The sequence below is a fragment of the Mycobacterium ostraviense genome, assembly GCF_002705925.1.
In the GTDB taxonomy this organism is placed as follows: domain Bacteria; phylum Actinomycetota; class Actinomycetes; order Mycobacteriales; family Mycobacteriaceae; genus Mycobacterium; species Mycobacterium ostraviense.
Map to the genome: position 1 here is coordinate 575,082 of NZ_NKRE01000001.1, position 25,136 is coordinate 600,217.

A 25,136-nucleotide genomic window follows, 5' to 3' on the forward strand; every position below is an offset into this window, starting at 1 on the left:
ACCGGTCCGCCGGTCACGGTCTCAACCCCATCCGACCGGAGCCCCAAGACCAAAGCTGACCACGACATGCCTCGTCGGGCTGGGGTGAAACCCCGTTAGTAGTAGGGCAATTTGGCTGAGGAGCTGCATGGAGGCCAAAGCCTGGTGAGCGGGCGGGCCGCTACACCCCCGACAGGTAAGCGACCGCCTCGAGCAATCGTTGGGCCGCGGACCGGATCGCCGCGACACCGGGACCCGCCCGCAACACCTCACGCGACACCGCGGGCAACAGCTGGTCCGGCGCCGCCCCGCCCAGTCCGCCGAGCGCTTCGGGCCGCCCGCCCTGCACCCCGACACCGGGCACCAGCACCGGTCCGCCCAGTGCGCTCAGGTCGGGGGGCTGCAGGACGGTTGCCCCGACCACCACGCCGACGGATCCGGGCCCGGGTTCGGTCGCCCGGTTAGCCGCGGCGACGTGGTCGACGATCAGCTGCGCCACCGTGCGGCCGTCGGCGTCGGCACGCTGCACCGTCGCACCCTCGGGATTGGACGTCGCCGCCAGCACGAACACGCCTCGGTCATGGGCCGCAGCGACCTCCAGCAGCGGCCGCAGCGACCCGAACCCCAGATATGGCGAGGCGGTCACGGCGTCGGCGGCCAACGGCGAGTCGCCGGCCCAGGCCGCGGCGTAGGCGGCCATCGTGGAGCCGATGTCGCCGCGCTTGGCGTCGGCCAGCACCAGCACCCCGTTGGCTCGTAACGCGGCAATGGTGCGTTCCAGCACCGCATATCCCGCCGCGCCGTAGGCCTCGAAGAACGCCACCTGCGGCTTGACCACCGCGAAACCGGCGTAGGCCTGCACGCAAATATCGCAGAACGCCGCCAGGCCGTCGGCGGTGGCCGGCAGATCCCAGGCCCGCAGCAGCTCGGGATGGGGATCGATGCCCAAACACAGCGGCCCCCGGCGCGCCTTGGCCTCGGCCAGCCGGGCGCCGAAACCGGTCACCGGTCAGCGCTCCGCGAATCGATCGCACGGTGCAACTCCTGCAGCGACCGCACCCCGATGTCACCGCGGATCCCGGCTTCGATGCCCTGCACGGCGGCCGACGCGCCCTGCACCGTGGTGATGCACGGAATATTGACGGCCACCGCCACCGAACGGATCTCGTAGCCGTCGATGCGCGGACCGGAATTGCCGTAGGGGGTGTTGATGACCATGTCGACCTCACCGGCCCGGATGGCGTCGACGGCCGACATCTCGGGACGGCCAGGCTGCGGCGACTCGAAATGCTTGCGTACCTCGTCACACGGAATCCCGTTGCGGCGCAGCATCTCTGCGGTCCCCTCGGTGGCCAGAACGCGAAACCCCAAGTCGGCGAGTCGTTTCACCGGGAACACCAGTGAGCGCTTGTCGCGGTTGGCGACCGAGACAAACACCGTCCCGTACGCCGGCAGCGAGCCGTAGGCCGCCGTCTGACTCTTGGCGAACGCACTGCCGAAATCACGGTCTATGCCCATCACCTCGCCGGTGGATTTCATCTCCGGGCCCAGCAGCGAATCGATGGCGGCCCCGTCGGCGCGGCGGAATCGGTGGAACGGCAACACTGCTTCTTTGACCGCGATGGGGGCGTAGGGGTCGGCGTCCGCGCCGTCGCCGGAGGCCACCAGCATTCCTTCGTTGCGGAGCTGAGAAATAGTGGCGCCCAACATGATACGAGCAGATGCTTTGGCGAGCGGGACGGCAGTGGCCTTGGATACGAAAGGAACGGTACGGCTCGCTCTTGGGTTGGCCTCCAGGACGTAGAGGACGTCGTCTTTGAGTGCGTATTGCACGTTGAGCAGCCCGACCACCCCGATACCGTGCGCGATGACTTCGGTGGCCTTACGCACCTTCTCGATGTCACTGCGGCCCAACGTCACCGGCGGCAGCGCGCAGGCCGAATCGCCGGAGTGAACGCCGGCTTCCTCGATGTGTTCCATGATTCCGCCGATGTAGACCTCGGCGCCGTCACAGAGCGCATCCACGTCGATCTCGACCGCATCTTCGAGGAAACGGTCGACGAGCACCGGATGTTCGGGCGAGAGCTGGGTGGCCCGCGTGATGTAGCCCTTCAGTGTCTCCTCGTCGTAGACGATCTCCATGCCCCGGCCACCCAACACATACGACGGTCGCACCAGCACCGGATAGCCGATCTCGTCGGCGATCCGGCGGGCCTGCGCGAACGTCGTCGCGGTGCCGTATTTCGGCGCGGGCAAACCCGCGGTGCTCAGCACGTCGCCGAAGGCACCTCGGTCCTCGGCCAGGTCGATCGCCTCCGGCGGGGTGCCCACGATCGGGACGCCGGCGTCGGCGAGGCGCTGCGCCAGCCCGAGCGGGGTCTGGCCGCCGAGTTGCACGATCACGCCCACGACTCCAGATCGGGGACCGGGGCCGCCGGCGGCCGACTGGGCCTCGGCGCGGAACACCTCGAGCACGTCTTCGAAGGTCAGCGGCTCGAAGTACAGCCGGTCGGCGGTGTCGTAGTCGGTGGACACCGTCTCCGGGTTGCAGTTGATCATCACGGTCTCAAAACCGGCCTGGCTCAACGTGGTTGCCGCGTGCACGCAGCTGTAGTCGAATTCGATGCCCTGCCCGATTCGGTTGGGTCCGGATCCCAGGATCAGTACTTTGGGTTTCTCGGTCTGCGGCGCCACCTCGGTCTCGGCGGCCGGGTCCAGCTCGTAGCTGCTGTAGTGGTAGGGCGTCTTGGCCTCGAACTCCGCCGCGCAGGTGTCCACCGTCTTGTACACCGGGTGGATGCCCAGTCGCTCGCGCAGTGATCGGACGCCGGCCTCCCCCGCCAATTCCGGTCGCAGTGACGCGATCTGGCGATCCGACAGTCCGTTGTGCTTGGCGTGTCGCAACAGCTCCGCGTCCAGTACCGGCGCGTCGGCCAGTTCGGCGCGCAGCGTGACCAGCTCACCGATCTGGGCGACGAACCACGGGTCGACACCGCTGGCCTCGGCGGCTTGTTCGATCGAGGCGCCCAGCCGCAGGGCCAGTTCGATGTCGTAGAGCCGGCCTTCGGTGGGGGTCCGCAGCCGGGTCAGCACCTGGTCGATGTCGCCGTCGGGGTCCGGGGCCGTCCAGAACCCGGCGCGGGTGGTCTCCAGCGAACGCATCACCTTGCCGAGCGCCTCGACGAAGTTGCGGCCCAACGACATTGCCTCGCCCACGGATTTCATGGTGGTGGTCAGCGTCGGGTCGGCGCCGGGGAATTTCTCGAACGCGAACCGCGGCGCCTTGACCACGACGTAGTCGAGGGTGGGCTCGAAGCAGGCCGGTGTTTCCTTGGTGATGTCGTTGACGATCTCGTCGAGGGTATATCCGATGGCCAGCTTCGCGGCGATCTTGGCGATCGGGAAGCCGGTGGCCTTGGACGCCAACGCACTTGACCGCGACACCCGTGGGTTCATCTCGACCACGATCAGCCGGCCGTCGCGCGGGTTGACCGCGAACTGGATGTTGCAGCCGCCGGTGTCCACACCGACCTCGCGCAGGATCGCGATGCCCAGATCACGCATCCGCTGGTATTCACGGTCGGTCAGCGTCATCGCCGGCGCGACGGTGACCGAGTCGCCGGTGTGCACGCCCATCGGGTCTACGTTTTCGATCGAGCACACCACCACCACGTTGTCGTGGCCGTCGCGCATCAGCTCGAGCTCGAATTCCTTCCAGCCGTAGATCGATTCCTCGATCAGCACGTTGGCGCTGGGTGAGGCGGCCAGCCCGGCACCGGCCATCCGGTCCACCTGGTCGGCCGAATGCGCCATCCCCGAGCCCAGCCCGCCCATGGTGAACGACGGCCGCACCACCACCGGCAGGCCGAGCTCGTCCACCGTCTCGCGGACCTCGTCCATGGTGAAACACACTCGGCTGCGGGCCGATTCGCCGCCGACCTTGGTGACGATGTCCTTGAACCGCTGCCGGTCCTCGCCGCGCTGGATGGCGTCGAAGTCGGCGCCGATCAGTTCGACCCGGTAGCGTTCCAGTACCCCGTTCTCGTACAGCGCGACAGCGGTGTTGAGCGCTGTCTGGCCCCCCAAGGTGGCCAGCAGCGCGTCGATCTTGTTGCCGCGCTCGGCCTGTTGGGCGATCACCCGTTCGACGAAGGCCGGGGTGATGGGCTCGACGTAGGTGTGGTCGGCGTATTCCGGGTCGGTCATGATGGTGGCCGGGTTCGAGTTGACCAGGCTGACCTGCAGTCCCTCGGCGCGCAGCACCCGGCAGGCCTGAGTGCCGGAGTAGTCGAACTCGCAGGCCTGTCCGATGACGATCGGCCCCGAGCCGATGACCAGGACGTGGCGCAAGTCGGAGCGACGCGGCACTAGCGGTTCCCTTCCATCAGGTCGACAAACCTGTCGAACAGGTACTCGGCGTCGTGCGGCCCGGCTGCGGCCTCGGGGTGGTACTGCACCGAAAAGGCCAGTCCGTCAGTCAGTCTGACGCCCTCGACGACTCCGTCGTTGGCGCAGGTGTGGCTGACGACGGCCGGGCCGAAGGGCGTGTCGAAGCGCTGGCCGGCCTCCCCCTCCAGCGCGAAGCCGTGGTTTTGCGCGGTCACCGCCACCCGCCCGGTGGCATGGTCGATCACCGGGATGTTGATCCCGCGGTGGCCGAAGACCATCTTGTAGGTCGACAGGCCCAGCGCCCGGCCGAGGATCTGATTGCCGAAACAGATGCCGAACAACGGGATTCCGGCGCCCAGCACCTCGCGGGTGAGCGCCACGACGTGGTCGGCGGTGGCCGGGTCACCGGGGCCGTTGGAGAGGAACACGCCGTGCGGCTTCAGGTCGGTGATCTGCTCGAAGGTCGCCGATGACGGCAGCACGTGGCTGCGGATGCCGCGGCGGGCGAAGTTGCGTGGCGTGTTGGTCTTGATACCTAGGTCGATTGCGGCCACCGTAAACCTGGGAAGTCCCGGTGGTCCTTCGGGTTCGACAACGTAAGCGCCATCGGTGCTGACCTCGCCGGCGAGATCGGCGCCCAGCATCGGCTCCTGCGCCCGGACCCGCTCCAGCAGCTCGGCCGGCTCGGCCAGCGACTCGCCGGAGAAGACACCGGCCTTCATTGACCCTCGGCTGCGCAGATGACGCACCACGGCGCGGGTGTCGATGCCGGCGATGCCGACGATGTGCTGGCGGATCAGCTCGTCTTCGAGGGTGCCGGTGGCGCGCCAGTTGGAGGCACGCGGCGACGGGTCACGCACCGCGTAGCCGGCGACCCAGATCTTGTCGCCGCGGCTCTCGGCGTCCTCGCCGTTCCAGCCAGTGTTGCCGATCTGCGGCGCGGTGGCCACCACGATCTGGCGGTGATAGCTGGGGTCGGTCAGCGTCTCCTGGTAGCCGGACATGCCGGTGCTGAACACGGCTTCGCCCAGCGTTTGGCCGATGGCGCCGAACGGCGTTCCGGTGAAGACGCGGCCGTCCTCGAGTACCAGCAGGGCCTTGGTCACGCGGCTCCTTCCACCCAACCGTCGTAATCATCGCGGTTGTCCGCCCGGAACCCGGTGTCGATCTCGACGCCCGATGGCAGTTGCCACCGGATCGCCAAGATCCCGTCCCGGGCGGCGACCTTACCGGCGACGCCGCGCTCGGTACGCAGCGCGGTAATGGACTGCCATGGAATCCAAAGCGACTGCGCCCCAATACGTTCCAGCATAATTCCGTCCTGGTGGCGGGTCAGCACCGCCTTGCTGCGGTACCCGAGATCGCCGACCGCTACCCGGTCGTTCCACGACGGCGAGAGCGTGCAGCCGACGTAGACACCGCGGAGCGTGGCGGTCGCGGCGCCCACCTGTCCGGGAACGTCGGGCAACTCGCCGATCCGCTGCGCTTGCTGCTGCGCGCGCCGCCGCCAGCCCCGCATCATCAGCGCGATCACCACCGCGATCGCCGCCACCAGCACCGCCGCGAAGATCACCGAGCCCACCAGCGTGCCGGTGTTCATGCGGGACTCTTTCCGTCCCGGGCGGTGACCTTTCCGCGCAGCAAGGTCATCGTCACGGTGGCCGGCAATGTCATCGATTCGTAAGGGGTGTTGGCCGACCGGCTGGCCAACTCGGCCCCGGTAACCGTCCAGGTGGCCTCGGGGTCCACCACGGTCAGATTGGCCGGCTCCCCCACCTGCAGCGGACGCCCATGATCAGGCAGGCCCACGATCCGCGCCGGATTCTCGCTCATCACCCGCGCCACGCCGCGCCAGTCCAACAGGCCTGGCCGCACCATCGTCTGCACCACCACCGACAGCGCGGTCTGCAATCCGAGCATGCCGGGGCTCGCCGCGGAGAATTCGACACACTTCTCGTGTTCGGCATGTGGGGCGTGGTCGGTGGCCACACAGTCGATGATCCCCTCGGCCAGCGCGTGGCGCAGGGCGCTGGCGTCGGCGGCTTCGCGCAGCGGCGGGTTGACCCGGTTCACCCCGTCATAGCCCGACAGTCGGCCGTCGTCGAGCAGCAAGTGATGGGGGGTGACCTCGGCCGTGATCGAAATGCCTTGGTTCTTAGCCCATTTCAAGATCTCGACGGTACCCGCGGTGGAGGCGTGGCAGATGTGCACCCGGGCACCCGCGTCGCGGGCCAGCAGCGCGTCGCGGGCGACGATGGATTCCTCGGCGGCCCTGGGCCATCCCCACAGCCCCAGCCGCGCGGCGTTGGGGCCCTCGTGCGCGACGGCCCCAACGGTCAGCCTGGGCTCCTCGGCATGCTGGGCGATCAGCACGCCCAGACCGGTGGCATATTCCAGGGCGCGGCGCATCACCAGCGGGTCGTGCACGCAGATGCCGTCGTCGGAGAACATCCGCACCGCGGCGGCACCGGCGTTCATCATGCCCATCTCGGTGAGTTCGGCCCCGGCCAGCCCCACCGTCACCGCGCCGACCGGGTGCACGTCGACCAGGCCCACCTCCTGACCGCGGCGCCACACGTGGTCGGTGACCACCGGGCTGTCGGCCACCGGGTGCGTATTGGCCATCGCGAACACCGCGGTGTATCCGCCCAACGCCGCTGCGGCCGAGCCGGTTTCGATGTCTTCGGCGTATTCGCGGCCGGGCTCGCGCAGATGGGTGTGCAGGTCGACCAGGCCGGGCAGCAGCACCTGGCCGGTGGCGTCGATGACGTCGGCCCGCTCCGGGATGGCCAGCCCCGCGCCGATGTCGGCGATCTGGCCGTCATCGACCAGTACGTCGACCCGCTCCCCCTCACCGTAGGGCCGGACTCCGCGGATGAACACGGTCACGCCGCACCTTCTTTCCCGGCCGACTCGGCCCCCACCAGCAGGTGGAACAACACCGCCATCCGCACGTGGACACCGTTGGAAACCTGTTGCAGCACAGCCGATTGCGACGAATCGGCAACCGAAAAGGCGATCTCCATGCCGCGCAGCATCGGCCCGGGATGCAGCACCACGGCATGGCCGGGCAGCATCGCCTGCCGCCGGTCGGAAAGGCCGTAGCGCACCGAATACTCGCGCGCGGATGGGAAGAAACCGCCGGTCATCCGTTCGGCCTGGACCCGCAGCATCAGCACCGCGTCGGCGGCCGGTAATTCGGCGTCGAAGTCGTAGGACACGGTGACGGGCCAACCCTCGGCCCCCACCGGCAGCAATGTCGGCGGCGCCACCAGCACCACCTCGGCGCCCAGCGTGTGCAGCAACATGACGTTGGAGCGCGCCACCCGGCTGTGCAGGATGTCGCCGACGATCACGACGCGACGGCCCTCGATGCCGCCGAGCCGCTGCCGGATGGTCAGCGCGTCCAGCAGCGCCTGGGTGGGGTGTTCGTGGGTGCCGTCGCCGGCGTTGATCACCGACGGGCCGTCCTCGCCGTTTCTGGTCCAGTCGGCCAGCAGACGCGCCGCACCCGAGGCCGGGTGGCGGATGATCAGCGCGTCGGCACCGGCCGCACGCAGGGTCAGCGCGGTGTCGCGCAGCGACTCGCCCTTGCCCACCGAGGATCCGGCCGCGCTGACGTTGATCACGTCGGCGCTCATCCACTTGCCGGCCACCTCGAAGGACACCCGGGTTCGCGTCGAGTTCTCGTAGAACATTGTGACGATGGTGCGGCCGCGCAACGTCGGCAGTTTGCGGACCTCGCGGCCGACCAGAGCCTGGGCGAACCGATCGGCGTCGTCGAGGATGGCGGTGGCCTGGTCGCGGCTCAGGTCGGCGGCGGCCAGCAGATGCCTACTCATGACCGGTCCTCATCGCGAGATCACCACGCCGTCGTGCCCGTCGTGTTCGCGGAGTTGGACGTGCACGCTCTCGCTGCGGGAGGTCGGAACGTTCTTGCCGACGTAGTCGGCGCGCACCGGCAGTTCCCGATGGCCGCGGTCGACCAGGACGGCCAACTGCACCGCGCGCGGCCGGCCCACATCGCGCAGCGCGTCCAGGGCGGAGCGCACCGAGCGACCGGAGTACAGCACGTCGTCGACCAGAATCACCAGCGCGTCGTCGATACCCCCGGCCGGGATCGCCGTCTCCTCCAGCGGCCGCGGCGGCTTGCTCATCAGGTCATCGCGGTACAGCGTGATGTCCAGGGCGCCATGGTCAACCTCGACACCGCTGTATTCGCGGATATGGGTTGCCAGCCGCCGGGCCAGGGTCACGCCGCGAGTCGGGATGCCCAACAGCACCACCCGCGGCGAGTCGGGGCTATCCAGTGCGGTCTTCTCGATGATCTGGTGCGCGATGCGGGAAATGGTGCGGCCGACGTCGGCGGCGGACATCAGTTCTCGGGGTTCACCGCCGACGGCGGCATCACTCGCGGTACCCATGCGAGATGGTGACCTCCTTCTCCGCCTCTCTGGACGGATCGTTAAAGGATGTCGGCTGCCCGGGAGCGTAACACCTGCTTCGGGTACGGCGACGATGCGGGCCGCGTGGCGGATGTCGTCGTCTCTTGTCGTGTCACTTTCGCCACAGTGGCCTCTGGAGAAGTGGGATGTTCGGTCCGCCCAGCTCACAGCGACAACGCGCACACTGCCCAGAGTTGGCGCTCTCAGCGGTCGTGGGGCTGCGCCCGGGTGTGGGGAGGTGGAAATCGTGTGCTGGTGCGGTTGGGTCGGCGGCTGGCGGCGTCGAGTGTGCGCTGGCGGCGTCGAGTGTGCGCTGGCGGCGCCCAGGGTGCCGTCAGGGCGGCCGATCGTGGGCTGTTCCCGCCCTACGGACACACTCAAAGCCGCCACCGCACACTCGATCCGGCGGCATGACAGCCGACCGCATGTGTGACCAATGTGACGCTAGCCGGACGGCGGCCCATGTTCGCCGGCAATCAGCGCCTATCCTGGCGAATGTGACGGATCCCAACCCTTCCGCAACCGAATCCGACCGGCCGCTCATGGATTTCGATGCGCTGTATCGCGGGGAAAGTCCCGGCCCGGGCATCCCACCGGTAACGACACCGCCGTGGGATACCAAGGCGCCCAAGGAGAACGTGATCGCGTGGCAGACCGGTGACTGGGTCCACGGTGAGGTGCTCGACATCGGCTGCGGGCTCGGCGACAACGCGATCTACCTGGCTCAGCACGGACACCGCGTGACCGCGTTGGACATTTCTCCGACCGCGCTGATCACCGCCGAACGCCGCGCCGCCGACGCCGGTGTCGACGTGAAGTTCGCGGCAGCAGACGCCACCACGCTCGACGGCTACACCGGCGCATTCGACACCGTCATCGACAGCGGCATGTTCCATTGCCTCGACGACGACGGCAAGCGCAGCTATGCCGCCGCCGCGCACCGCGCCACCCGTCCCGGCGCCACCCTGCTGATCAGTTGCTTCTCGGACGCCAATCCGCCGAACGAGCAATGGCCACGACCGGCGGTATCCGAGCAGACGCTGCGCGACGTGCTCGGCGGCGCGGGGTGGGATGTCGAATCACTGGAGCCGGTCACGGTGCGCCGGGAAATGGACGGGACCGAAACGGAAATGGCGTTTTGGTATGTGCGAGCCCAACGGCGCACGTCGGACTGACCGTCACTGGGCGGGGTCGCACCCGCGGCGTCCCTCGTGCGCCCAGGCCAGCAGATCGGGCGGGGCGAGCTGGTTGATCCGGTGGTTGTAGCGGCGGTGCTCGTCATGGGTGAAGTACTGCTGCCAGTCGCCACTGCGGCCGCGGCGGAAGAATTGCTCCTCGCTGTGCCAGATGCCGTCGGTGGTATTGGGGGCGATCTCCGCCGCACGCGATCGCATGGCGTCCAGCGACGCGTGCCCGACCAGTTCGCGGGCGCGATCGCTGCCCAGATCGATGCCGAGTACCGCGGCAAGCCGCATCAGCTCGGCTATCAGGTCCACCTGGTAGTCGGCGTAGTGGAACAGCGCCACGTTCGGCAGGTCCCGGCGGTCCCATGCCGTGCCGAAGTGGTGTAGGACGTTGGCCAGCGTTCCGATCCCTTTGGGCGGCGCGAACCCCACCCCGGGGGGCGGCAGGGCCGGGCCCTCCATCCAATCGCGGAACTCCTCGGCCGGGCCGCGGACACCGGATCGAGGGCCCGGCCCGGGCGGCCCTGGATCCGATCCCGGCGGCGGCGGCAATGCGGCCTCATGCAACTCCCGCAACCGCTCCATGTCCACGTTTGCCATGTGGTGCAGCATCGACACCGCGGCATCACGTGGATCGCGGCCCACGCAGATATAGGTGACCCGGTCGTCGATCACCAGGCCGTCCAGCGGCGTGTGAGTCTTGATGAACCGGCGATGACTCTGCGCCTCGAGGACGGCGACCACCTCTTCGATGGGCCGGATGGTCTGGTCGAGCCACGGTGACACCGTCGACAATGGCCCCGGCAACTCCGGTCCGTCAAAGATGAGCAACGAGATCAGGCGCTGTGTCCACGTCATGCCGCACTTGGAGGGCGTGGAGACGATGATGTCGCCCGCACGCAGCTGCAGCGCATCCCAACGTGAGTTGTCCGTCATCAGCGAGCGGTATGCGACGCGATCGTTCGCCGGCGCACTTCCCCGCTGCGGCTCGTGGGTATCGGTCATTTGCCACCTCGGACGATGTCGAACAGCATGCCTTCAATGGTGACCCCGGGCGCGAACGCGAACGCCACGCCGGTCGAGAGGGGTTTTGCCGACTCCGCCTGCCGCACCATCATTTCCAGCACGAAGATCAGCGAGACGCTGAGCATGTTGCCGTAGCGGGCCAACACGTCCCAGCTGTGCGCCGCGCATTCGGCGCCGATGCCCAACGAGCGCACCGACTGTTCGATGATCTTGGGCCCACCCGGATGGATTGCCCACAGATCGATATCGGATTGTTCTAATCCATTGTCGTACAATATATTTGCGACAGCCGGCGCGACACCGCGATAAAGGTAGTCGGGCAAGTTCTCCGAAAGCTCGCAGGTGATGCCGTCGTGATTGACGCCCAGCACGATGCCGTCTTCGGCGTCGTCGAGCAGCTGGCTGAAATTGCTGCGGATCACCACACTGCCCGCCGGTAACTGCTGCTGCACCTGGCTGGCGCCGATCACCAGCGCTGCGCAGCCATCGCCGAACAGGCTGTGGATCACCACATCGTTGACGTTGTCGGCGAAAACTGCGTTCACCGAGCACAATTCGATGCACACCACCAACGCCTTCATCGCCGGGTGGGCGCGAACGTAGTTGGTGGCGGTGCGAATGGCGTTCACCGCGGCCGCGCATCCCATGAAATTGACCACGACTCGCGAAATCGCCGACGACAGGCCGAGTTCCTTGACGATCGCCACGTCCACCCCCGGAGCGACGAACCCGGTGCTGGTGACGAACACCAACAACCCGATCTCGTCGGCGCCATAGGAAAGCCCGTCGAGCGCACGCCGGCTCACCTCGACCGCCAGCGGCACCGCATGCCGGTAGAACAGGCTCATCCGGTCCCGGATGGTCGCGGGTTCGCGCCGGAACGCGTCGAACTCGGCGTCCAGCGGGTCGACGGCCATCCTGCGGGTGTCGATGCGTGTCTTCTCGTAGACCCGCGAAACCCGTTCCCGCTGTCGCGGGTCGACGAACATCTGGGCCACCCGCGCCGCGGCGTCGGACTGACGGACCACCCGTTGCGGCACACCGGTCGCCATGCCTTCGATGACCGCGACCGTCGTCGGCGGAGCCGGCGGCAACGCGGCGAGGTCATAGTGTGGTTCGTAGTCGGGCGCGTCGACCACCGGGCGCAGGGCACCAGCGTCGGCTGCGCTGCTCATACCGACCCGATTCCGACGAAGCCGGCGACCACGTAGTCGGCGCTGGCTTTCCAAGCCGCCGGCGAGCAGTGTTCCCGCAGGAAACCCCACTTGTGCTCGCTGGCTTGGCGAGACGGCGAGAGCAGGTAGGTCCGGCAGAGCTTCGGCAGCCGATCGATCACGAAACTCTTCGCCGGAACCCACTCGACGCCGGACTTCGCGGCTTCTTCCCGTAATACGTCCTCGGTGACGATGTTGGCGAAACCGCTGCGCTGAAACGGCAATACATGGTGGACGCGGTGGGAACTCAGGCCCGCCGACAAGAAGCAGTCGACGTAGCGATTCCCGACCACCACCAGGTCGTTGGCATGCACCACCTGATCGACACCCCAGTCTTCACCGGTTGCGGCAGTGTCGTCCGCGTCGTCCTCGAACTCGTGGCTGGCCACCACCAGGAAGGTGCTGACCCACACCGTGACGACGAATTGCAGTGCCCAGGCCCAGAAGTCACCGGCGAGTGCGAAAACCGCCACCTCGGTGACCAGGAGCAGACGCGCCCCCGACGACCCCAGGAAATGCGGCAGCGCGTTGCGCCAGCTTCCGTAGCCCTCCTCGACACCCACCTTGCGCGTCATATTCCATACGTCGGCGATGCGGATGGCCATGCCGGTGAGCAGGTGGCCGAACTTGTGAACCGTATGCACCGGAACCCGATACAGCCGCGGCAACCGCATCATCATCGTGAAGACGTTCTTCTTGATGTCGACGTCGCTTTGCGTGTACGGGTGATGCAGCAACGTGTGCCCGTCGGCGACCACCAACGACAACGCCACATAGTTCAGGTCGAAGGCATTGGCCAGGAACCGATTGGGACCCCGTTGCGCCCGATGCAACGCGTAGTGGCCGTACCCGACCAACGAACTGCGTAGCAGCACCATCGCAATCGCGAAGGCCCACAACGGCATCCACCGTTGTTCGATCAGCCGCACACCCTGGACCGCGAAATAGGCGACGGCCAGCAACGCCACCACGATGTTGAACAGCCGGTCCATCCGGTTGATTCGGGCGGCCAGCGCCGGCTCGGTCAGACGTGCTTTGACGCGATGCATCAAGTCGTTCGGGTTGTCGAAACGGTACTTCGGGGTGTCGCGCCAGCTGTTGAAGTCGTCTTTGAAGAGGAACGGCGGTGCGTTGTGTTTGGGATGAATGTCACGCGGGGTTGCGTCGCGGCCCAACGCGTAGCGTCGCTCCAAGATTCGTTCGACCTTGGCGGGGTCACGATGGTAGGAGGCGATGATCGCGGTGATGTCGCGGTGCTTGGTGCGCCCGATGAAGAAAGCGCCGCCGGGGTGCTTGGATATCCAGTCGCTGAGGTCGTATGCCCGGCCGTTGTAGACCCACACGTCTGACAGCGGTGGCCCGCCCGGAGGAGGAGCAGGGCGCAGGCCGGGGCCACGCTCCTGCACGTCTGGGACGTCGTTCGTCATTCGTATTCCTCCAGGTCTGATCGGGTGAGATCGGGCGCTAGCCGTCGTATCCGGCGAAGTGACCCCAACGGTGCCCCAATGTTGGAGGTATGGCCTTGGAGAATTCTCAACGGAATTCCGGGCCGGGTAATCTGCGCTACGGTTGCACCAAATCGGTTGCGCCCCAAGGGGCTAACCGCGGGCGAGAACTGGCCCGGAGACGGCCGGCAGCGCTAGCCGCCAGCTGACAGTTGCGGGCCGGTTCCCAATCCGGAATGCACCCGCGCTGGTTATCCCGTCGGGTTGGGAATGGTGACGGGCGCGCCCCAGGCGGACAGGGTGATGGTGACGTGGCCCTGGTCCTTGTCGATGACCATCCGCACCAGGTTCGGGCTGACCGTGGGAGCAGGCGCCCCCGACGTCGCAGTGGTGCCGGCGGCTGCCGCATTGACATCGGTGATGTACAGGGTGACCGGGAGAGTGCCCCCACCCTTACCCAATTGGGGGACTACCGGGTCGATCACCGCCGCGTCGATGGTTCCCGTCACCTTTACGGTGGCCACGCCGTCGATCGTTTCCTTCCCGGCAATCTGCGCGCTCGCCACCTTGCCGATGACGTTGCCCAGTCCCTTGTCCTTGTCCAGGATGATGCCCGGGTCGTAGATCTTCTCCGCGGGCCCTAACGAGGTGTACTTTCCGGAATCGTCTTTGGTGTACATGGTCTTCTTGGTGACCAGGAACTGCTTGCTGACCACCGGCGCCTTGGGCTGCATCCGCACCGTGGCGTTGCCGACGGCCTGGGCGTTGCCCTCCGGCTGGTTGGTCACGTCGGCGTCAACGCTTTCCATCGGAAGAGTGGTGATATTGGTTGTCGCCAGGTTGACGTGAAGCGAGTGCAGCGCTTTGGTCGCCTTGGAGCTGTCCTGCAGGAGCTGCTGGGCTTCGGGCGAGGAAGCGCCGGCCGGCCCGGATGTCCCCGAGGCCGTAGGGGCGCCCGATGCCCCGGAAGTCTGGGAGGTTGCAGTGGTCGATTTATGGCCACATCCAGTGATGACCGTCGCGATCAGTGCTGCCGCGAACAGCATCGCGGCCGACACCCGGAACGAGGGTCGATGGGTGACACGTCGGTGGGAGGTTTGCGGCTGTGAGATCAAGCCATTCATGGCCAACCTTTGCTGAGTTATCCAACCGGTGGTAAAGAGCAGCGGGTCGCTAGCTTCATACGGCATGGACGGAGGCCAGCGAACCGGCCCCTGTCCACTGTTGCGGGTCTCGGTGACTGCTTCCCCGCACCCTGGTTCACCGCAACGGTTCGGTTGTCGACCGCATGCCGTTGCTCCCACAGCCTGTTCCCCAGAACACATTGCCGGAGAGCGCGACAGTAACACGCCATGGCCAGGTGGGAAGGCTTTTCGCACAGGTAACAACCGCCCCCGCCGACCCCGATCCACGGTCGATCGCGATGAGCCGACAGGCGGTCCCACCGCCGCGCCCGCCGATATCCGGCGACTAACCTGGGGCCGGTGAAGCTCGACGGCAATCAGGCATCCATTCGCCAAGTCTGCGACGGCGGCTTGCTTTCCGGCGCGGTGACCGTGGTCTGGCAGGGCGGAGAGGTGTTGCAGGTCAACGAGATCGGCTACCGCGACGTCGATGCGGGCCTGCCGATGCAACGAGACACGCTGTTTCGCATCGCGTCGATGACCAAGCCGGTGACGGTTGCCGCCGCCATGAGCCTGGTCGACGAGGGCAAGCTGGCTTTGCGGGACCCCATCGCGCGCTGGGCGCCGGAGCTGGCCGACCCCCGGGTGCTGGACGATCCGCATGGCCCGCTGGACCGGACGCACCCGGCCCGGCGGGCCATCCTGGTCGAGGATCTGCTGACCCATACCAGCGGTCTGGCCTACAGCTTCTCGGTCTCCGGGCCCGTCTCGCGGGCCTACATGCGACTGCCCTTCGGCAAGGGTTCGGACACCTGGCTGGCCGAACTGGCCGCCCTGCCACTGGTTCACCAGCCTGGCGACCGGGTGACCTACAGCCATGCGATCGACGTGCTGGGCGTGATCGTGTCCCGGGTCGAGGACAAGCCGTTTCATCAGGTTCTCGACGATCGAGTGCTGGGTCCGGCCGGCATGACCGACACCGGCTTCTTCGTCTCGGCCGAGGCGCGACGTCGCGCCGCCACCATGTACCGGCTCGACGAGGACGACCGGTTGCGCCACGACGTGATGGGGCCGCCGCAGGTCAAGCCGCCGTCGTTTCCCAACGCCGGTGGCGGGCTGTGGTCGACCGCCGATGACTACTTGCGGTTCGTGCGGATGTTGTTGGGCGACGGGACGGTCGACGGAGTACGGGTGCTGTCGCCGGAGTCGGCGCGCTTGATGCGCACCGACCGGCTGACCGACGAGCAGAAGCGCCACAACTTCTTGGGAGCGCCGTTCTGGGTGGGCCGCGGGTTCGGGTTGAATTTGTCGGTGGTGACCGATCCGGCGAAATCGGCGCCGCTGTTCGGTCCGGGCGGGCCGGGAACATTCAGCTGGCCTGGCGCATACGGGACATGGTGGCAGGCCGACCCGTCCGCCGACCTGATCCTGCTGTACCTGATCCAGCACTGTCCGGATTTGTCCGTGGATGCCGCGTCGGCGGTGGCGGGCAACCCCGCGCTGGCCAAGCTGCGGACGGCCCAGCCCAGATTCGTCCGCCATACCTATCGAGCCCTCGGGCTCTAGCGGGACGCGCCATGGCCCGGTTCCCGCCCGAGTACCTCGAAGGTTCGCGGCTGCTACTGCGCCCACCCGTGCTCGATGACGCCGAGGCGTTGTTCGACGGGATCGCCGGCGATCCCGAGGTCACGCGCTACCTGCTGTGGTCGCCGCATCCCGATGTCGCCGAGACGCGACGGGTGATCACCGAGGTTTTCAACGTCGACGGCGCCGAGCGGACTTGGCTACTCGTGCTCCCCGACAGCGGCGACATCGTCGGCCTGATCAGCTGCCGAAGCCGGGTGCGCCACTCCGTCGAAGTCGGCTACTGCCTCGGCCGGCGGTGGTGGGACCGGGGTTTCATGTCCGAAGCGCTGGCCATGCTGCTGGCCGAGTTGGCTGCCGACCCCTGCGTGTACCGTGTCTGGGCTACATGTCATGTCGACAACACGCGCTCGGCGCGGTTACTGCAGCGAGCCGGATTCGCTCTGGAAGGCCGGCTTGGCCGCCACTCCCTCTACCCGACCTTGGGGCCCGAACCACACGACAGCCTGCTCTACGCCAAGATCCTGCGCTGAGCGAAATAGGTTCACCGCATACCGGACGCGACCGTCCTGATCAGCGGCGCGGCCAAACTTCGGATCACACCGGCGGCGGCTCGATCCGCTCGATCGTGGTGATCCGGTCGATGGACCGATCGAAGGACGCGACCTTGCCGACGCCGGTGCTTTCAGCGCAGGCGACGAGGTACGCCTCCGCGAAGTCGATCCGTTCGCTCTCGTAGACCTCGATCGCACGCAGCAGCAGGGCCGAGTCCACGCAGAGTATCGAGCCGAAGCCAACGAGCGACCGTATTGCTTGAGCAATCTGGTCGCGGGGCGTTTCATAGAACGACTCCAACACGTACACCGTTTCCGCGACGACCAGGTCGGTCAGGAGTAAGTCCGGCGTGGTCGCCAGGTAGGCAGTCGCCCGTGCTGCCATCTCTGGCGGGTCGCCTGCCAAGTGTCGGACCAGGACGTTCGTGTCGACGAACGCAGTCAACGCCGACCCGCAGCCCGTTTCGCCCTCGTGCGGCGGATCACCTCATCCCAGGCAGCATTGCGTTTCGCCGCCGGTACGCGGATCGTGCCGGCCAGGGAGAGAAAGTCCGGTGTGCGGGCAAACACCGCTCGACTGCCCTCAATCCGGAAGACGACCTGGTCCCCCGGCTTCAGGCCGAGCGCATCACGCACCGCTTTGGGAACCGTCACCTGCCCTTTCGACGTCATCTTGGCCGCAGCCTCCATCGCGCTCCTTACCTAACCAATAAAGTAAGGATACCTCCTGCGATACGCGGGCCCGAGTGCCTCCTTCACCTGCCCTCAAGCCACCCGTACCCTCACAACCTGTGGAGCTGCTCGTCGCTGCCAATCCCGACACCGGTTCCCGACTTCCCTACCTGATCCGGGTGCCGGTGGGAGCGGGCCTGGTCTTCGCCACGTCGGATGTGTGGCCGCGCACCAAGGCGCTGTATTGCCATCGGCTCGACATCGCCGACTGGCCTGACGACGCCGTCATCATCAACCGGGTGGAGCTGCGCAGCTGCAGCCGCCGCGGCGCGGCCATCGACGTCGTCGCGGCCCGCCCCCGGGAGAACCGATCCCAACTGGTGCACACGATGGCTCGCGGCCGCGAGGTGGTGTTCTGGCAGAGCCCCAAGACCCGCAAACAGTCCCGGCCGGGCGTGCGCACCCCCGCGGCCCGCGCCGCCGGTATCGAAGAACTCGACATCATCGTCGATTCTCATGAACGCTATCCCTACACCTTTACCGACAAGCCCGCGCGGACCACACGCGAAGCCCTTGCCTGCGGCGACTACGGACTCAAGGTGGCCGGGCAGCTCGTCGCAGCGGTCGAACGTAAAGCGCTGTCGGACTTCACTTCTGGCGTGCTCGATGGCACGCTGAAATATCAGCTCACCGAGCTGGCGGCGCTGCCCCGGGCCGCGGTGGTGATCGAGGAGCGGTATTCGGAGATCTTTGCGCTGAGCTATGCCCGCCCGGCCGCGGTCGCCGACGGACTCGCCGAGCTACAGATCAGCTTCCCGACGGTGCCGATGGTGTTCTGCCAAACCCGCAAGCTCGCCCAGGAATACACCTACCGCTATCTAGCCGCCGCTCTGGCCTGGTTCGCCGACGAGGCCAGGGCCGCAACGGTTTTCGAGCCGGCCCCGGCCAATCCCGAGCCGAGCAGTGCCGAACTGCGCGCGTGGGCGAAAACCGTGGGTCTGCCGGTGTCCGACCGCGGGCGGCTGCGCCCGGAGGTTCTGCGGGCCTGGCGACAGGCTCATGAAGGGTCAGTCGCCGCCACCAGCAGCGGACTTCGGTGCTGATCCCGTGGTTCTCGGGCCCACCGCACCATCCAAGAACTCGTCGAAAACAGCGTCGTGCTCGACGGCGAACGCCTGCTCGAACGTCGCGCTGGGGCTGCCGATCAGGTAGCGCTTCGTGCATTCGAGCGCGGCCTTCGGCGCTTCGATGATGGTGCGTGCCATAGCCAAAGCGTCGTCCAGCACGCTGGCCGGTTCGCTGATGCCGTTGACGAGGCCGATGCGCAATGCCTCATGGGGCATCGACGCGTCGTCCGGTGAGGCACAGGTCGCGTGCGATGCCCATGCCGACGATCCACTGAAGCGGCGTAAACAACGGCGGCGCACCGAATTTGATCTCGGGATGCCCGAATACCGCACTGGCCGAGGCGATCCGGAAGTCACACAGCACACACAGGTCCATGCCGCCGGCCACCGCCGGCCCGTTGACGGCGGCCACCAGCGGCTTGGGGAAGTGCCACACCGCCAGGTGGTATCGACGCGAGCTGCCCGAATGCGTGACGCAAGAACGGCTTTCGCGAACTCGTCGAGGTCGAAGCCGGCGCAAAAGGTCGATCCCGTGCCGGTGAGCACGACCGCGCGGATCGCCGGATCCATCGCCCAGCTATCGAGCTGTTCGGTGATCTGGTTGCGAAGTTCGATCGACAACGCGTTACGCCGCTCGGGACGGCTCAGGGTTAGCGTCGCGACGCCGTCATCGGCTATCTGGGTGACAAGGTGCCGGGTCATCGCTCCTCCACAGGTATCTAAACTTGCATCATGCCACTTGGGAGTGACTACCAGGGTCAAGGTTGCGCGCTCGCTCGGGCGCTCGCGATCCTCGGCGAGCGGTGGACGCTGCTGATCATCCGCGACGCCTTCCACGGATTGACCCGCTACGACGAGTTCCTGCGCAGTCTCGGTCTGGCAACCAACATTTTGAGTGCCCGGCTGCAGAAATTGGTGGAGCACGGCGTCTTGGAGCGGACTGGGCCACGCGGTTCCTACCACCTGACCCAGAAGGGCCGCGACCTGTTTCCGGTCGTGTTGACGCTGATGGCCTGGGCTGACCGCTACGAGCAGGGACCCGACGGACCCGAGGTAGTCATCCTGCACACCGGCTGCGATCACCAGGTCGGCGGCGCGCTGCGATGCGAGCACTGCGGATATCCCATCACGCTGCGCGATCTGCGGGTGACACCGGCGCCCGGCGCGGTCGGACCGGATGGCCAGCCGACCACCCTGACACCGCCGCAACTGGCGGCGTGGGGGGCTCGTCCGGCACCACACTGAATCCCACGCCGCGGCTTGCCCTAAAGCTTGCACCATGCAAGTATGAGCAGAAGGGACCACCGGTCGGGAGAAGCTCATGTCGATCAGTCCACAGCTCGGCCAGGCGCACCGCGTCGACATCCCGGCGGGCACGATCACCTACCGCGACCGCGGCAGCGGCTCGCCGATCGTGTTCGTCCACGGCGTAGGCGTCAACGGCGACCTGTGGCGCCACGTCGCGCCACGGCTGGCAGCCAGCCACCGCTGCATCACGCCCGACCTGCCGTGGGGCTCCCATTCGATCCCGCTGAAACCCGATGCCGACCTGTCCCTGCCCGGAATGGCGCGAATCACCGCGGACTTCCTTGACGCTCTGGACCTCGACGACGTCACGATCGTCGCCAACGACACCGGTGGTGCCGTCGCGCAAGCGCTGGTGGGCAGCTATCCTGAGCGGATCGCGCGCCTGGTCCTCACCTCCTGCGACGCGTTCGAGAAGTTCCCGCCGACGCCGCAGAAGTATCTGGAGGTGATGTCACGCTCCCGGCTGCTCACCTGGATCGTGGCATACACCGTGCATTTCAAGCCAATTCAGCGACTGCCGACCGCGTACGGATTTGTCACGTCACGGGCGATGCCCCGCGACATCATGCGCTCCTTCACCGACCCGGTGCGCGCCAACCCTGGCGTCAGGCGTGATTTCCGGCGCATGCTCCAATCGGTCGACACGAGGTACACCTTCGAAGCCGCGGCTAGACTCACCGGCTTCGACAAACCCGCGCTGGTGTTGTGGGCCGGCGACGACAAGATCTTCCCGCGCCAGCACGGACAACGGCTGGCAAAGCTGTTGCCGCAGGGACGGTTTGACCTGATCGCCGACAGCCGCACCTTCATTCCCGAAGAGCAGCCCGACCGGCTGGCCGCCGCGATCGAAGACTTCCTCGCCGCACATCCGGTTGTCGCCGAACCGCGGTCGGGCTAGCGCAGCTCGGCTGCCCCGAGCAGTCGTGATCAATTGGCAAAGCGACGCGCATTGCATCACGCCGGGTCTCACGCGTCTTCGGCGACAGCCCCCACGACGCCGTCGCCGTTCAAAGCCGACGCGTCCGGCGGCACCTCGAACGACGGCAGCGCGGCTCCGGCCGAGGCAATCGCGTTGCGGGCGGCCTCCATTCGTTTCAGCGCGGCGTCGGTGAACACCGACAAACCGAGTTCGTGGTTATAGCCGTGGATTTCTTTGACGTCGAGCTGGGCCAGGAAGTAGACGATCTCCTTGGACACCACCTGCCCTGGTACCAGCACCGGGAATCCCGGCGGGTAGGGCACCACAAACGTCGTCGACACTAGCGTTCGTCCCTCGGCAAGCCGCCGCCCGGCCATGCCGATCTGTACGTATTCTCGGTCGGACTCTTCGTAGCCGGCGTAGAAGGCGGCTCGGGTGTCGCCGTAGACACTGTTGTCGTCGGGGCGGAAGGCCACGTCGAACTCGCTGAAGTCGGGTAGGTGCGGCAGGTCCTGGGTGATCTCCTCGACGCGGCGCAGGTGCAACGCCCAGTCGGCGGCGCTGGCCGCCTTCTGGGTCCGGTCGAAGTCGGTGGCTATCCGGCGTAGCACGTCGAGCAGGTAGTGCACACTCGACCACGTCACACCGATGGTGAAGATCAGCAGCACACTGTTGATCGACGTCTTGTTGATCTGGATGCCGAACCGCTCCATCAGGATCTTCTCGCGGAAGTCGTACCCGTTCATCCCGGTCGCGCCGATGAACAGGGTGACCCGGGTCGCGTCCAGCACGAACTGATCGGACCGCCATGCCTCGTTCCATTCGGCCAGCGCCCCTTGCCGGACCTGACGGTACGAGCTGACCGAGGAGGCCCGAAATTCCTCCGGAACCAGGTCGGATTCGTCGAGGATGCGGAACCACTTGCTGATCAGCCGGTCTTTGCGGACCCGGTGCCGAAAGACCAGCGCCATGTCGTAGACCTGCCGGACCAACTGGAATCCCTCGATGTCGACCTGTCGGCGCGCCAGGTCCAGCGAGGCCAGCAGCTGCTGGTTCGGCGATGTCGAGGTGTGGGTCAAGAACGCCTCACCGAACGCGTCCCGGGCCAGCGCGTTGAAGTCCTGGTCGCGCACGTGGATCATCGACGCCTGCCGCAGCGCCGACAACGACTTGTGGGTGGAGTGCGTCGCGTATACCCGGACTCGCGCCCGGGCAGGGTCGGGCAGCAACCGGCGATCCAGCCACTCCGACCGGTCGACCCCTTGCATCGACGCCGCCCATTGCCGGTACTCCTTGGCGTATTCGGCTGAGGCCAACATGCCTTCGAGATGCTCGGCAGCCACCATCGCGGTTCGTTGCCGCGCCCACGGCACGGCGGTGGCAAACGCGTACCACGCCTCGTCCCACAGGAAGCAGATGTCCGGCTTGATCGCCAGCACCTCCTCCATCACCTGCCGCGGGTTATAGACCACACCGTCGAAGGTGCAGTTGGTCAGCAGCAGCATGCGCACCTTGTGCAGTTGCCCGGCCGCTTCCAGGTCCAGCAGCGCCTTCTTGATCGTGCGCAGCGACACCGCCCCGTAGATCGCGAACTGCGGCAGCGGATAGGCGTCCAGGTACAGCGGGTAGGCGCCGGCCAGTACCAGCCCGTAGTGGTGCGACTTGTGGCAGTTGCGGTCGATCAGCACGATGTCGCCGGGCCGGGTCAGCGACTGGACGACGATCTTGTTGGCCGTCGACGTTCCGTTGGTGACGAAGTAGGTGTGGTCGGCGTTCCAGGTAACCGCGGCCTTGTCCATCGCCTTCTTGATGTTGCCGTGCGGGTCCAGCAGCGAGTCCAGGCCGCCGGAGGTGGTCGAGGTTTCGGCCATGAAGATGTTGCGGCCGTAGAACTCGCCCATGTCCTGCAGCGACTTGGAGTTGAAGATGCTGGCGCCGCGCGCGACGGGCAGCGCGTGGAATTGTCCGACGGGCGCGGCGGCGTAGGCGCGCAGCGCGTCGAAAAACGGTGTGGCGAACCGGTTCCGGAGCCCGGCGAGCACCGTGCTGTGCAGGTCGGTCACGTCGTTGAGCCGGTAGAAGGTCCGGTCGTAGACGTCGGGCTCGTCGCCATCGCCTGCCGCGATGGATTCGTCGGTGAGCAGGTAGAGGTCGATGTGCGGCCGCAGCTCCCTGATCCATTCACCACATTCGATCCAGTCGTGCGGGCGATCGGGAATGACCATCCCGCCCTCTGTGTTGTTGGGCCCCAGCAGCGTGTTCATCAGCGGCAACCGGTCGCGGGACCGCAGCGGCAGGTCGTGGCGGATGATTGCGGCCTGGATCTCGCCGTTGAGCGCGACCGCGGTGATGGCGTCCTCGACGCTGGGGGCCACCAGGATCTCGAACTGGACGTCGTCGGCGGGGTTGCGCAGCTCCCGCAGGCATTCGACGAGGCTCTCCGGAGCCGTGGGGGGCGCGTCGTCGGCCAGCAACACCGTGTAGAACTGCTGCTGTTTGGCCTGGGCCACCAGTTCCTGGTCGGCCAGCGGCGCCGAGATGTCGAACAACGCCGTCCGGTCACCGTATTCACTGAGCAGACGCACGGCCAGCGACACCTCTTCGGTGAGCCGCACGGTGGACTTGCTCTCGAGATGGGCGCGGAAAGTCGCCAGATTGTCCGCGCCCGGATACAGCCAGTACCGCTCGTAGGCACCGATGCGGTCCATCAGCCGCTTGACCTTCGCCATGTCGTGGGTGATGTCCAACCCGGCAAGGTCCACCTCGGCCAGGTGGCGGCACGCGTCGTCGAGCAGGTTCCACGTGTCGATGCGTGCGTACGACGGGTTGGCGACCGCCGCCAACGCGGAGACGCGAAGTCGTCGCGGGCGGGAGCTGTCTCGGTACATGTCGTCACCTGTTCTTGTGGTGCGGTAGCGCCATTCGGTGCAACTTGTCATTATCGCGCGCAGAACGGAAATGGTGGCCGGTACCAACACACCGGCAGTTCGACGGTGTCCGATTGTGGCAGCGCATGCCGCGAGGTTACGCCGAAGACGCCGCCGGCGGGAGGGCATTGCCCGCCGTGGCGGCTCGCGAACCGGCTCCGGTGGCCGCGTCAATCCCCACGGCGCGAACAGACCGCCGACGTCTCGTAACCACTTGAGCCGTCAACTGTTTGCTTCAGGTGGCCCCGGCCAGGTGGACGCCATATGGTTCGGCGCTCAGGAGCGTGACCGTCAAGGTGGCGCCACCGGGCAGGGTGAAGCTGCGTTGCTCACCGGGGCGCGCACCGGTGACCGCGGCGCCCAGCGGTGAGCGGGGTGAGTAGACCTCCACGCCGCAGTGCTCGACGCCGCGGGCCCCCAGCAGGAATGTTTCGGTGTCGCCCGTGTCGTGGTAGCGGACCGTCAAGACCATGCCGGGTTCGGCGACCCCGTAGTCGGGCGGGTCATCGCCGACATCGGCCCTGACCAACAGGTCGTGAATCTGGCGAATCCGTGTTTGCCACGCTCGCTGCGCATCAGGGCCGTTGTCGTCGAAATCGCTGTCGGCCGGTTCGCGGGCACTCAGCCCACGCAGATCAGCGAGCTTGCGCTGCAGCCGTTCATATGCCTGCGACGAGATCCAGTCCCGTTGTCCGCCAGGCCGTTTCTTAGTTTCCATCACGCCTCGCCCCGACCGTCGCGATAGGGCACCGCCTCGAGGAGCGTCACCACCAGGTCCGCTCCCTGCGGAATCGAGTACACCCGCTGTTCTCCCAGACGTGCGCCGGTGATCGCGCGGCCCAGCGGCGACAACGTGGGGTAGACCGGGATGTCCGCATTCTGGGCGCCACGCCTGCCCAGCAGGAAGGTCTCGGTCTGACCCGTGGCGTCATAGCCGATGGTGACGACCATGCCCGGCTGGGCGATGACGTCGCCGCCGGAGTCGACCCCCACGATCGCACCGGTGAGCAACTGCTCGATCTCGCGGATGCGCGCCTTTCGGGCGCAATAGCGCGCGATGACGTTCGCGTGATAATCGAGGAAGTCGTCCGGGGATTCGACGGCGTGCTGCGAGCGCAGCGCGATCAGCTCGGAAAGCAGTCGACTGTGATCCTGCTGAGTCATCCGAATGCGTTCAGTAGTGGTCATTTTCGATGGTGCTCTTCCTTTAATGGGGTTGGTGGGGGTCGGGGGTATCGG

The 25,136-nt window shown here is 66.8% G+C and carries 24 protein-coding genes and 1 pseudogene; 6 read left to right on the top strand and 19 right to left on the bottom strand.

Going from position 1 to position 25,136, the window contains the following annotated elements; translation table 11 throughout:
- Positions 1–160 precede the first annotated feature (160 nt).
- The 7 genes from pyrF to pyrR are packed head-to-tail and all read right to left on the bottom strand — an operon-like array spanning position 161 to position 8,792.
- Positions 161–985 carry an orotidine-5'-phosphate decarboxylase gene (gene pyrF / locus CDN38_RS02415; protein WP_099318760.1) on the bottom strand — a complete coding sequence of 275 codons (825 nt, stop codon included), beginning with the start codon at positions 983–985 and terminating at the stop codon, positions 161–163.
- Positions 982–4,347 (bottom strand): carbamoyl-phosphate synthase large subunit, encoded by a 3,366-nt coding sequence (gene carB, locus CDN38_RS02420; protein ID WP_099318761.1) that lies wholly within the window; start codon positions 4,345–4,347, stop codon positions 982–984. Before carB ends, pyrF begins: the two co-directional genes overlap by 4 nt.
- Positions 4,347–5,474 carry a glutamine-hydrolyzing carbamoyl-phosphate synthase small subunit gene (gene carA / locus CDN38_RS02425; protein ID WP_075513372.1) on the bottom strand — a complete coding sequence of 376 codons (1,128 nt, stop codon included), beginning with the start codon at positions 5,472–5,474 and terminating at the stop codon, positions 4,347–4,349. The genes carB and carA overlap by 1 nt, the downstream gene beginning before the upstream one ends.
- Positions 5,471–5,968, bottom strand: coding sequence for a PH-like domain-containing protein (locus CDN38_RS02430; protein ID WP_075513371.1), 498 nt, complete (start codon positions 5,966–5,968; stop codon positions 5,471–5,473). The genes carA and CDN38_RS02430 overlap by 4 nt, the downstream gene beginning before the upstream one ends.
- Positions 5,965–7,257 (bottom strand): dihydroorotase, encoded by a 1,293-nt coding sequence (locus tag CDN38_RS02435; RefSeq protein WP_075513370.1) that lies wholly within the window; start codon positions 7,255–7,257, stop codon positions 5,965–5,967. Before CDN38_RS02435 ends, CDN38_RS02430 begins: the two co-directional genes overlap by 4 nt.
- Positions 7,254–8,210 carry an aspartate carbamoyltransferase catalytic subunit gene (locus CDN38_RS02440; protein WP_099318762.1) on the bottom strand — a complete coding sequence of 319 codons (957 nt, stop codon included), beginning with the start codon at positions 8,208–8,210 and terminating at the stop codon, positions 7,254–7,256. The genes CDN38_RS02435 and CDN38_RS02440 overlap by 4 nt, the downstream gene beginning before the upstream one ends.
- A 9-nt stretch (positions 8,211–8,219) precedes the next feature.
- Entirely contained in the window at positions 8,220–8,792 is a 573-nt protein-coding gene (pyrR, locus tag CDN38_RS02445) for a bifunctional pyr operon transcriptional regulator/uracil phosphoribosyltransferase PyrR (protein ID WP_075513368.1), read from the bottom strand.
- 563 nt (positions 8,793–9,355) lie between these two features.
- On the opposite strand from pyrR, the gene CDN38_RS02450 reads away from it, so the two are divergent.
- Positions 9,356–9,988, top strand: a complete 633-nt coding sequence (locus CDN38_RS02450; RefSeq protein WP_075513378.1) for a class I SAM-dependent methyltransferase — start codon at positions 9,356–9,358, stop codon at positions 9,986–9,988.
- 3 nt (positions 9,989–9,991) lie between these two features.
- Here the strand turns inward: CDN38_RS02450 and CDN38_RS02455 are convergent, their stop codons facing one another.
- The 4 genes from CDN38_RS02455 to CDN38_RS02470 all read right to left on the bottom strand — a co-directional run bounded on the left by CDN38_RS02455 (position 9,992) and on the right by CDN38_RS02470 (position 14,806).
- Positions 9,992–11,002: a sulfotransferase domain-containing protein gene (locus tag CDN38_RS02455; protein WP_180276276.1), complete on the bottom strand. Its 1,011-nt coding sequence runs from the start codon at positions 11,000–11,002 to the stop codon at positions 9,992–9,994.
- Positions 10,999–12,198 carry a type III polyketide synthase gene (locus CDN38_RS02460; protein ID WP_075513367.1) on the bottom strand — a complete coding sequence of 400 codons (1,200 nt, stop codon included), beginning with the start codon at positions 12,196–12,198 and terminating at the stop codon, positions 10,999–11,001. The genes CDN38_RS02455 and CDN38_RS02460 overlap by 4 nt, the downstream gene beginning before the upstream one ends.
- Entirely contained in the window at positions 12,195–13,664 is a 1,470-nt protein-coding gene (locus CDN38_RS02465) for a fatty acid desaturase (RefSeq protein WP_099318763.1), read from the bottom strand. Before CDN38_RS02465 ends, CDN38_RS02460 begins: the two co-directional genes overlap by 4 nt.
- A 269-nt stretch (positions 13,665–13,933) precedes the next feature.
- On the bottom strand, positions 13,934–14,806 hold the full coding sequence (locus tag CDN38_RS02470) for an LppX_LprAFG lipoprotein (RefSeq protein WP_075513366.1): 873 nt from the start codon (positions 14,804–14,806) through the stop codon (positions 13,934–13,936).
- A 360-nt stretch (positions 14,807–15,166) separates the two neighbouring features.
- On the opposite strand from CDN38_RS02470, the gene CDN38_RS02475 reads away from it, so the two are divergent.
- On the top strand, positions 15,167–16,372 hold the full coding sequence (locus tag CDN38_RS02475; protein WP_075513365.1) for a serine hydrolase domain-containing protein: 1,206 nt from the start codon (positions 15,167–15,169) through the stop codon (positions 16,370–16,372).
- Positions 16,373–16,383: 11 nt separating this feature from the next.
- Positions 16,384–16,923: a GNAT family N-acetyltransferase gene (locus tag CDN38_RS02480; RefSeq protein ID WP_075513364.1), complete on the top strand. Its 540-nt coding sequence runs from the start codon at positions 16,384–16,386 to the stop codon at positions 16,921–16,923.
- Positions 16,924–16,987: 64 nt separating this feature from the next.
- Here the strand turns inward: CDN38_RS02480 and CDN38_RS02485 are convergent, their stop codons facing one another.
- Together CDN38_RS02485 and CDN38_RS02490 are read right to left on the bottom strand one after the other, a co-directional pair.
- Positions 16,988–17,389, bottom strand: coding sequence for a type II toxin-antitoxin system VapC family toxin (locus tag CDN38_RS02485; RefSeq protein WP_075513363.1), 402 nt, complete (start codon positions 17,387–17,389; stop codon positions 16,988–16,990).
- Positions 17,386–17,634: an AbrB/MazE/SpoVT family DNA-binding domain-containing protein gene (locus tag CDN38_RS02490; RefSeq protein WP_082277410.1), complete on the bottom strand. Its 249-nt coding sequence runs from the start codon at positions 17,632–17,634 to the stop codon at positions 17,386–17,388. Before CDN38_RS02490 ends, CDN38_RS02485 begins: the two co-directional genes overlap by 4 nt.
- Positions 17,635–17,735: 101 nt before the next feature.
- Between CDN38_RS02490 and CDN38_RS02495 the strand changes: the two genes are divergently transcribed.
- Positions 17,736–18,719 (top strand): ERCC4 domain-containing protein, encoded by a 984-nt coding sequence (locus CDN38_RS02495; RefSeq protein ID WP_075513362.1) that lies wholly within the window; start codon positions 17,736–17,738, stop codon positions 18,717–18,719.
- Here the strand turns inward: CDN38_RS02495 and CDN38_RS30265 are convergent.
- The 3 genes and pseudogenes from CDN38_RS30265 to CDN38_RS31660 all read right to left on the bottom strand — a co-directional run.
- On the bottom strand, positions 18,684–18,959 hold the full coding sequence (locus CDN38_RS30265) for a Clp protease/crotonase-like domain-containing protein (protein WP_180276277.1): 276 nt from the start codon (positions 18,957–18,959) through the stop codon (positions 18,684–18,686). The genes CDN38_RS02495 and CDN38_RS30265 overlap by 36 nt on opposite strands.
- Positions 18,949–19,179, bottom strand: a complete 231-nt coding sequence (locus tag CDN38_RS31655; protein ID WP_075513361.1) for an enoyl-CoA hydratase/isomerase family protein — start codon at positions 19,177–19,179, stop codon at positions 18,949–18,951. Before CDN38_RS31655 ends, CDN38_RS30265 begins: the two co-directional genes overlap by 11 nt.
- Before the next feature lie 44 nt (positions 19,180–19,223).
- Positions 19,224–19,445 (bottom strand): annotated as a pseudogene (locus tag CDN38_RS31660) (enoyl-CoA hydratase/isomerase family protein); the annotation flags it as partial.
- 30 nt (positions 19,446–19,475) lie between these two features.
- Between CDN38_RS31660 and CDN38_RS02505 the strand changes: the two are divergent.
- Both CDN38_RS02505 and CDN38_RS02510 read left to right on the top strand, forming a co-directional pair.
- Complete coding sequence (locus CDN38_RS02505; RefSeq protein ID WP_075513360.1) at positions 19,476–19,988, top strand: winged helix-turn-helix transcriptional regulator; 513 nt, start codon at positions 19,476–19,478, stop codon at positions 19,986–19,988.
- 76 nt (positions 19,989–20,064) lie between these two features.
- Positions 20,065–20,949, top strand: a complete 885-nt coding sequence (locus tag CDN38_RS02510) for an alpha/beta fold hydrolase (RefSeq protein ID WP_075513359.1) — start codon at positions 20,065–20,067, stop codon at positions 20,947–20,949.
- 68 nt (positions 20,950–21,017) lie between these two features.
- On the opposite strand, the gene CDN38_RS02515 is transcribed toward CDN38_RS02510, so the two are convergent.
- From CDN38_RS02515 to CDN38_RS02525, 3 genes are all read right to left on the bottom strand, one after another.
- On the bottom strand, positions 21,018–23,858 hold the full coding sequence (locus CDN38_RS02515) for an aminotransferase class I/II-fold pyridoxal phosphate-dependent enzyme (RefSeq protein WP_075513358.1): 2,841 nt from the start codon (positions 23,856–23,858) through the stop codon (positions 21,018–21,020).
- A 274-nt stretch (positions 23,859–24,132) separates the two neighbouring features.
- On the bottom strand, positions 24,133–24,615 hold the full coding sequence (locus tag CDN38_RS02520) for a GreA/GreB family elongation factor (protein ID WP_075513357.1): 483 nt from the start codon (positions 24,613–24,615) through the stop codon (positions 24,133–24,135).
- Entirely contained in the window at positions 24,615–25,085 is a 471-nt protein-coding gene (locus CDN38_RS02525; protein ID WP_075513356.1) for a GreA/GreB family elongation factor, read from the bottom strand. The genes CDN38_RS02520 and CDN38_RS02525 overlap by 1 nt, the downstream gene beginning before the upstream one ends.
- Between the last annotated feature and the right edge of the window lie 51 nt (positions 25,086–25,136).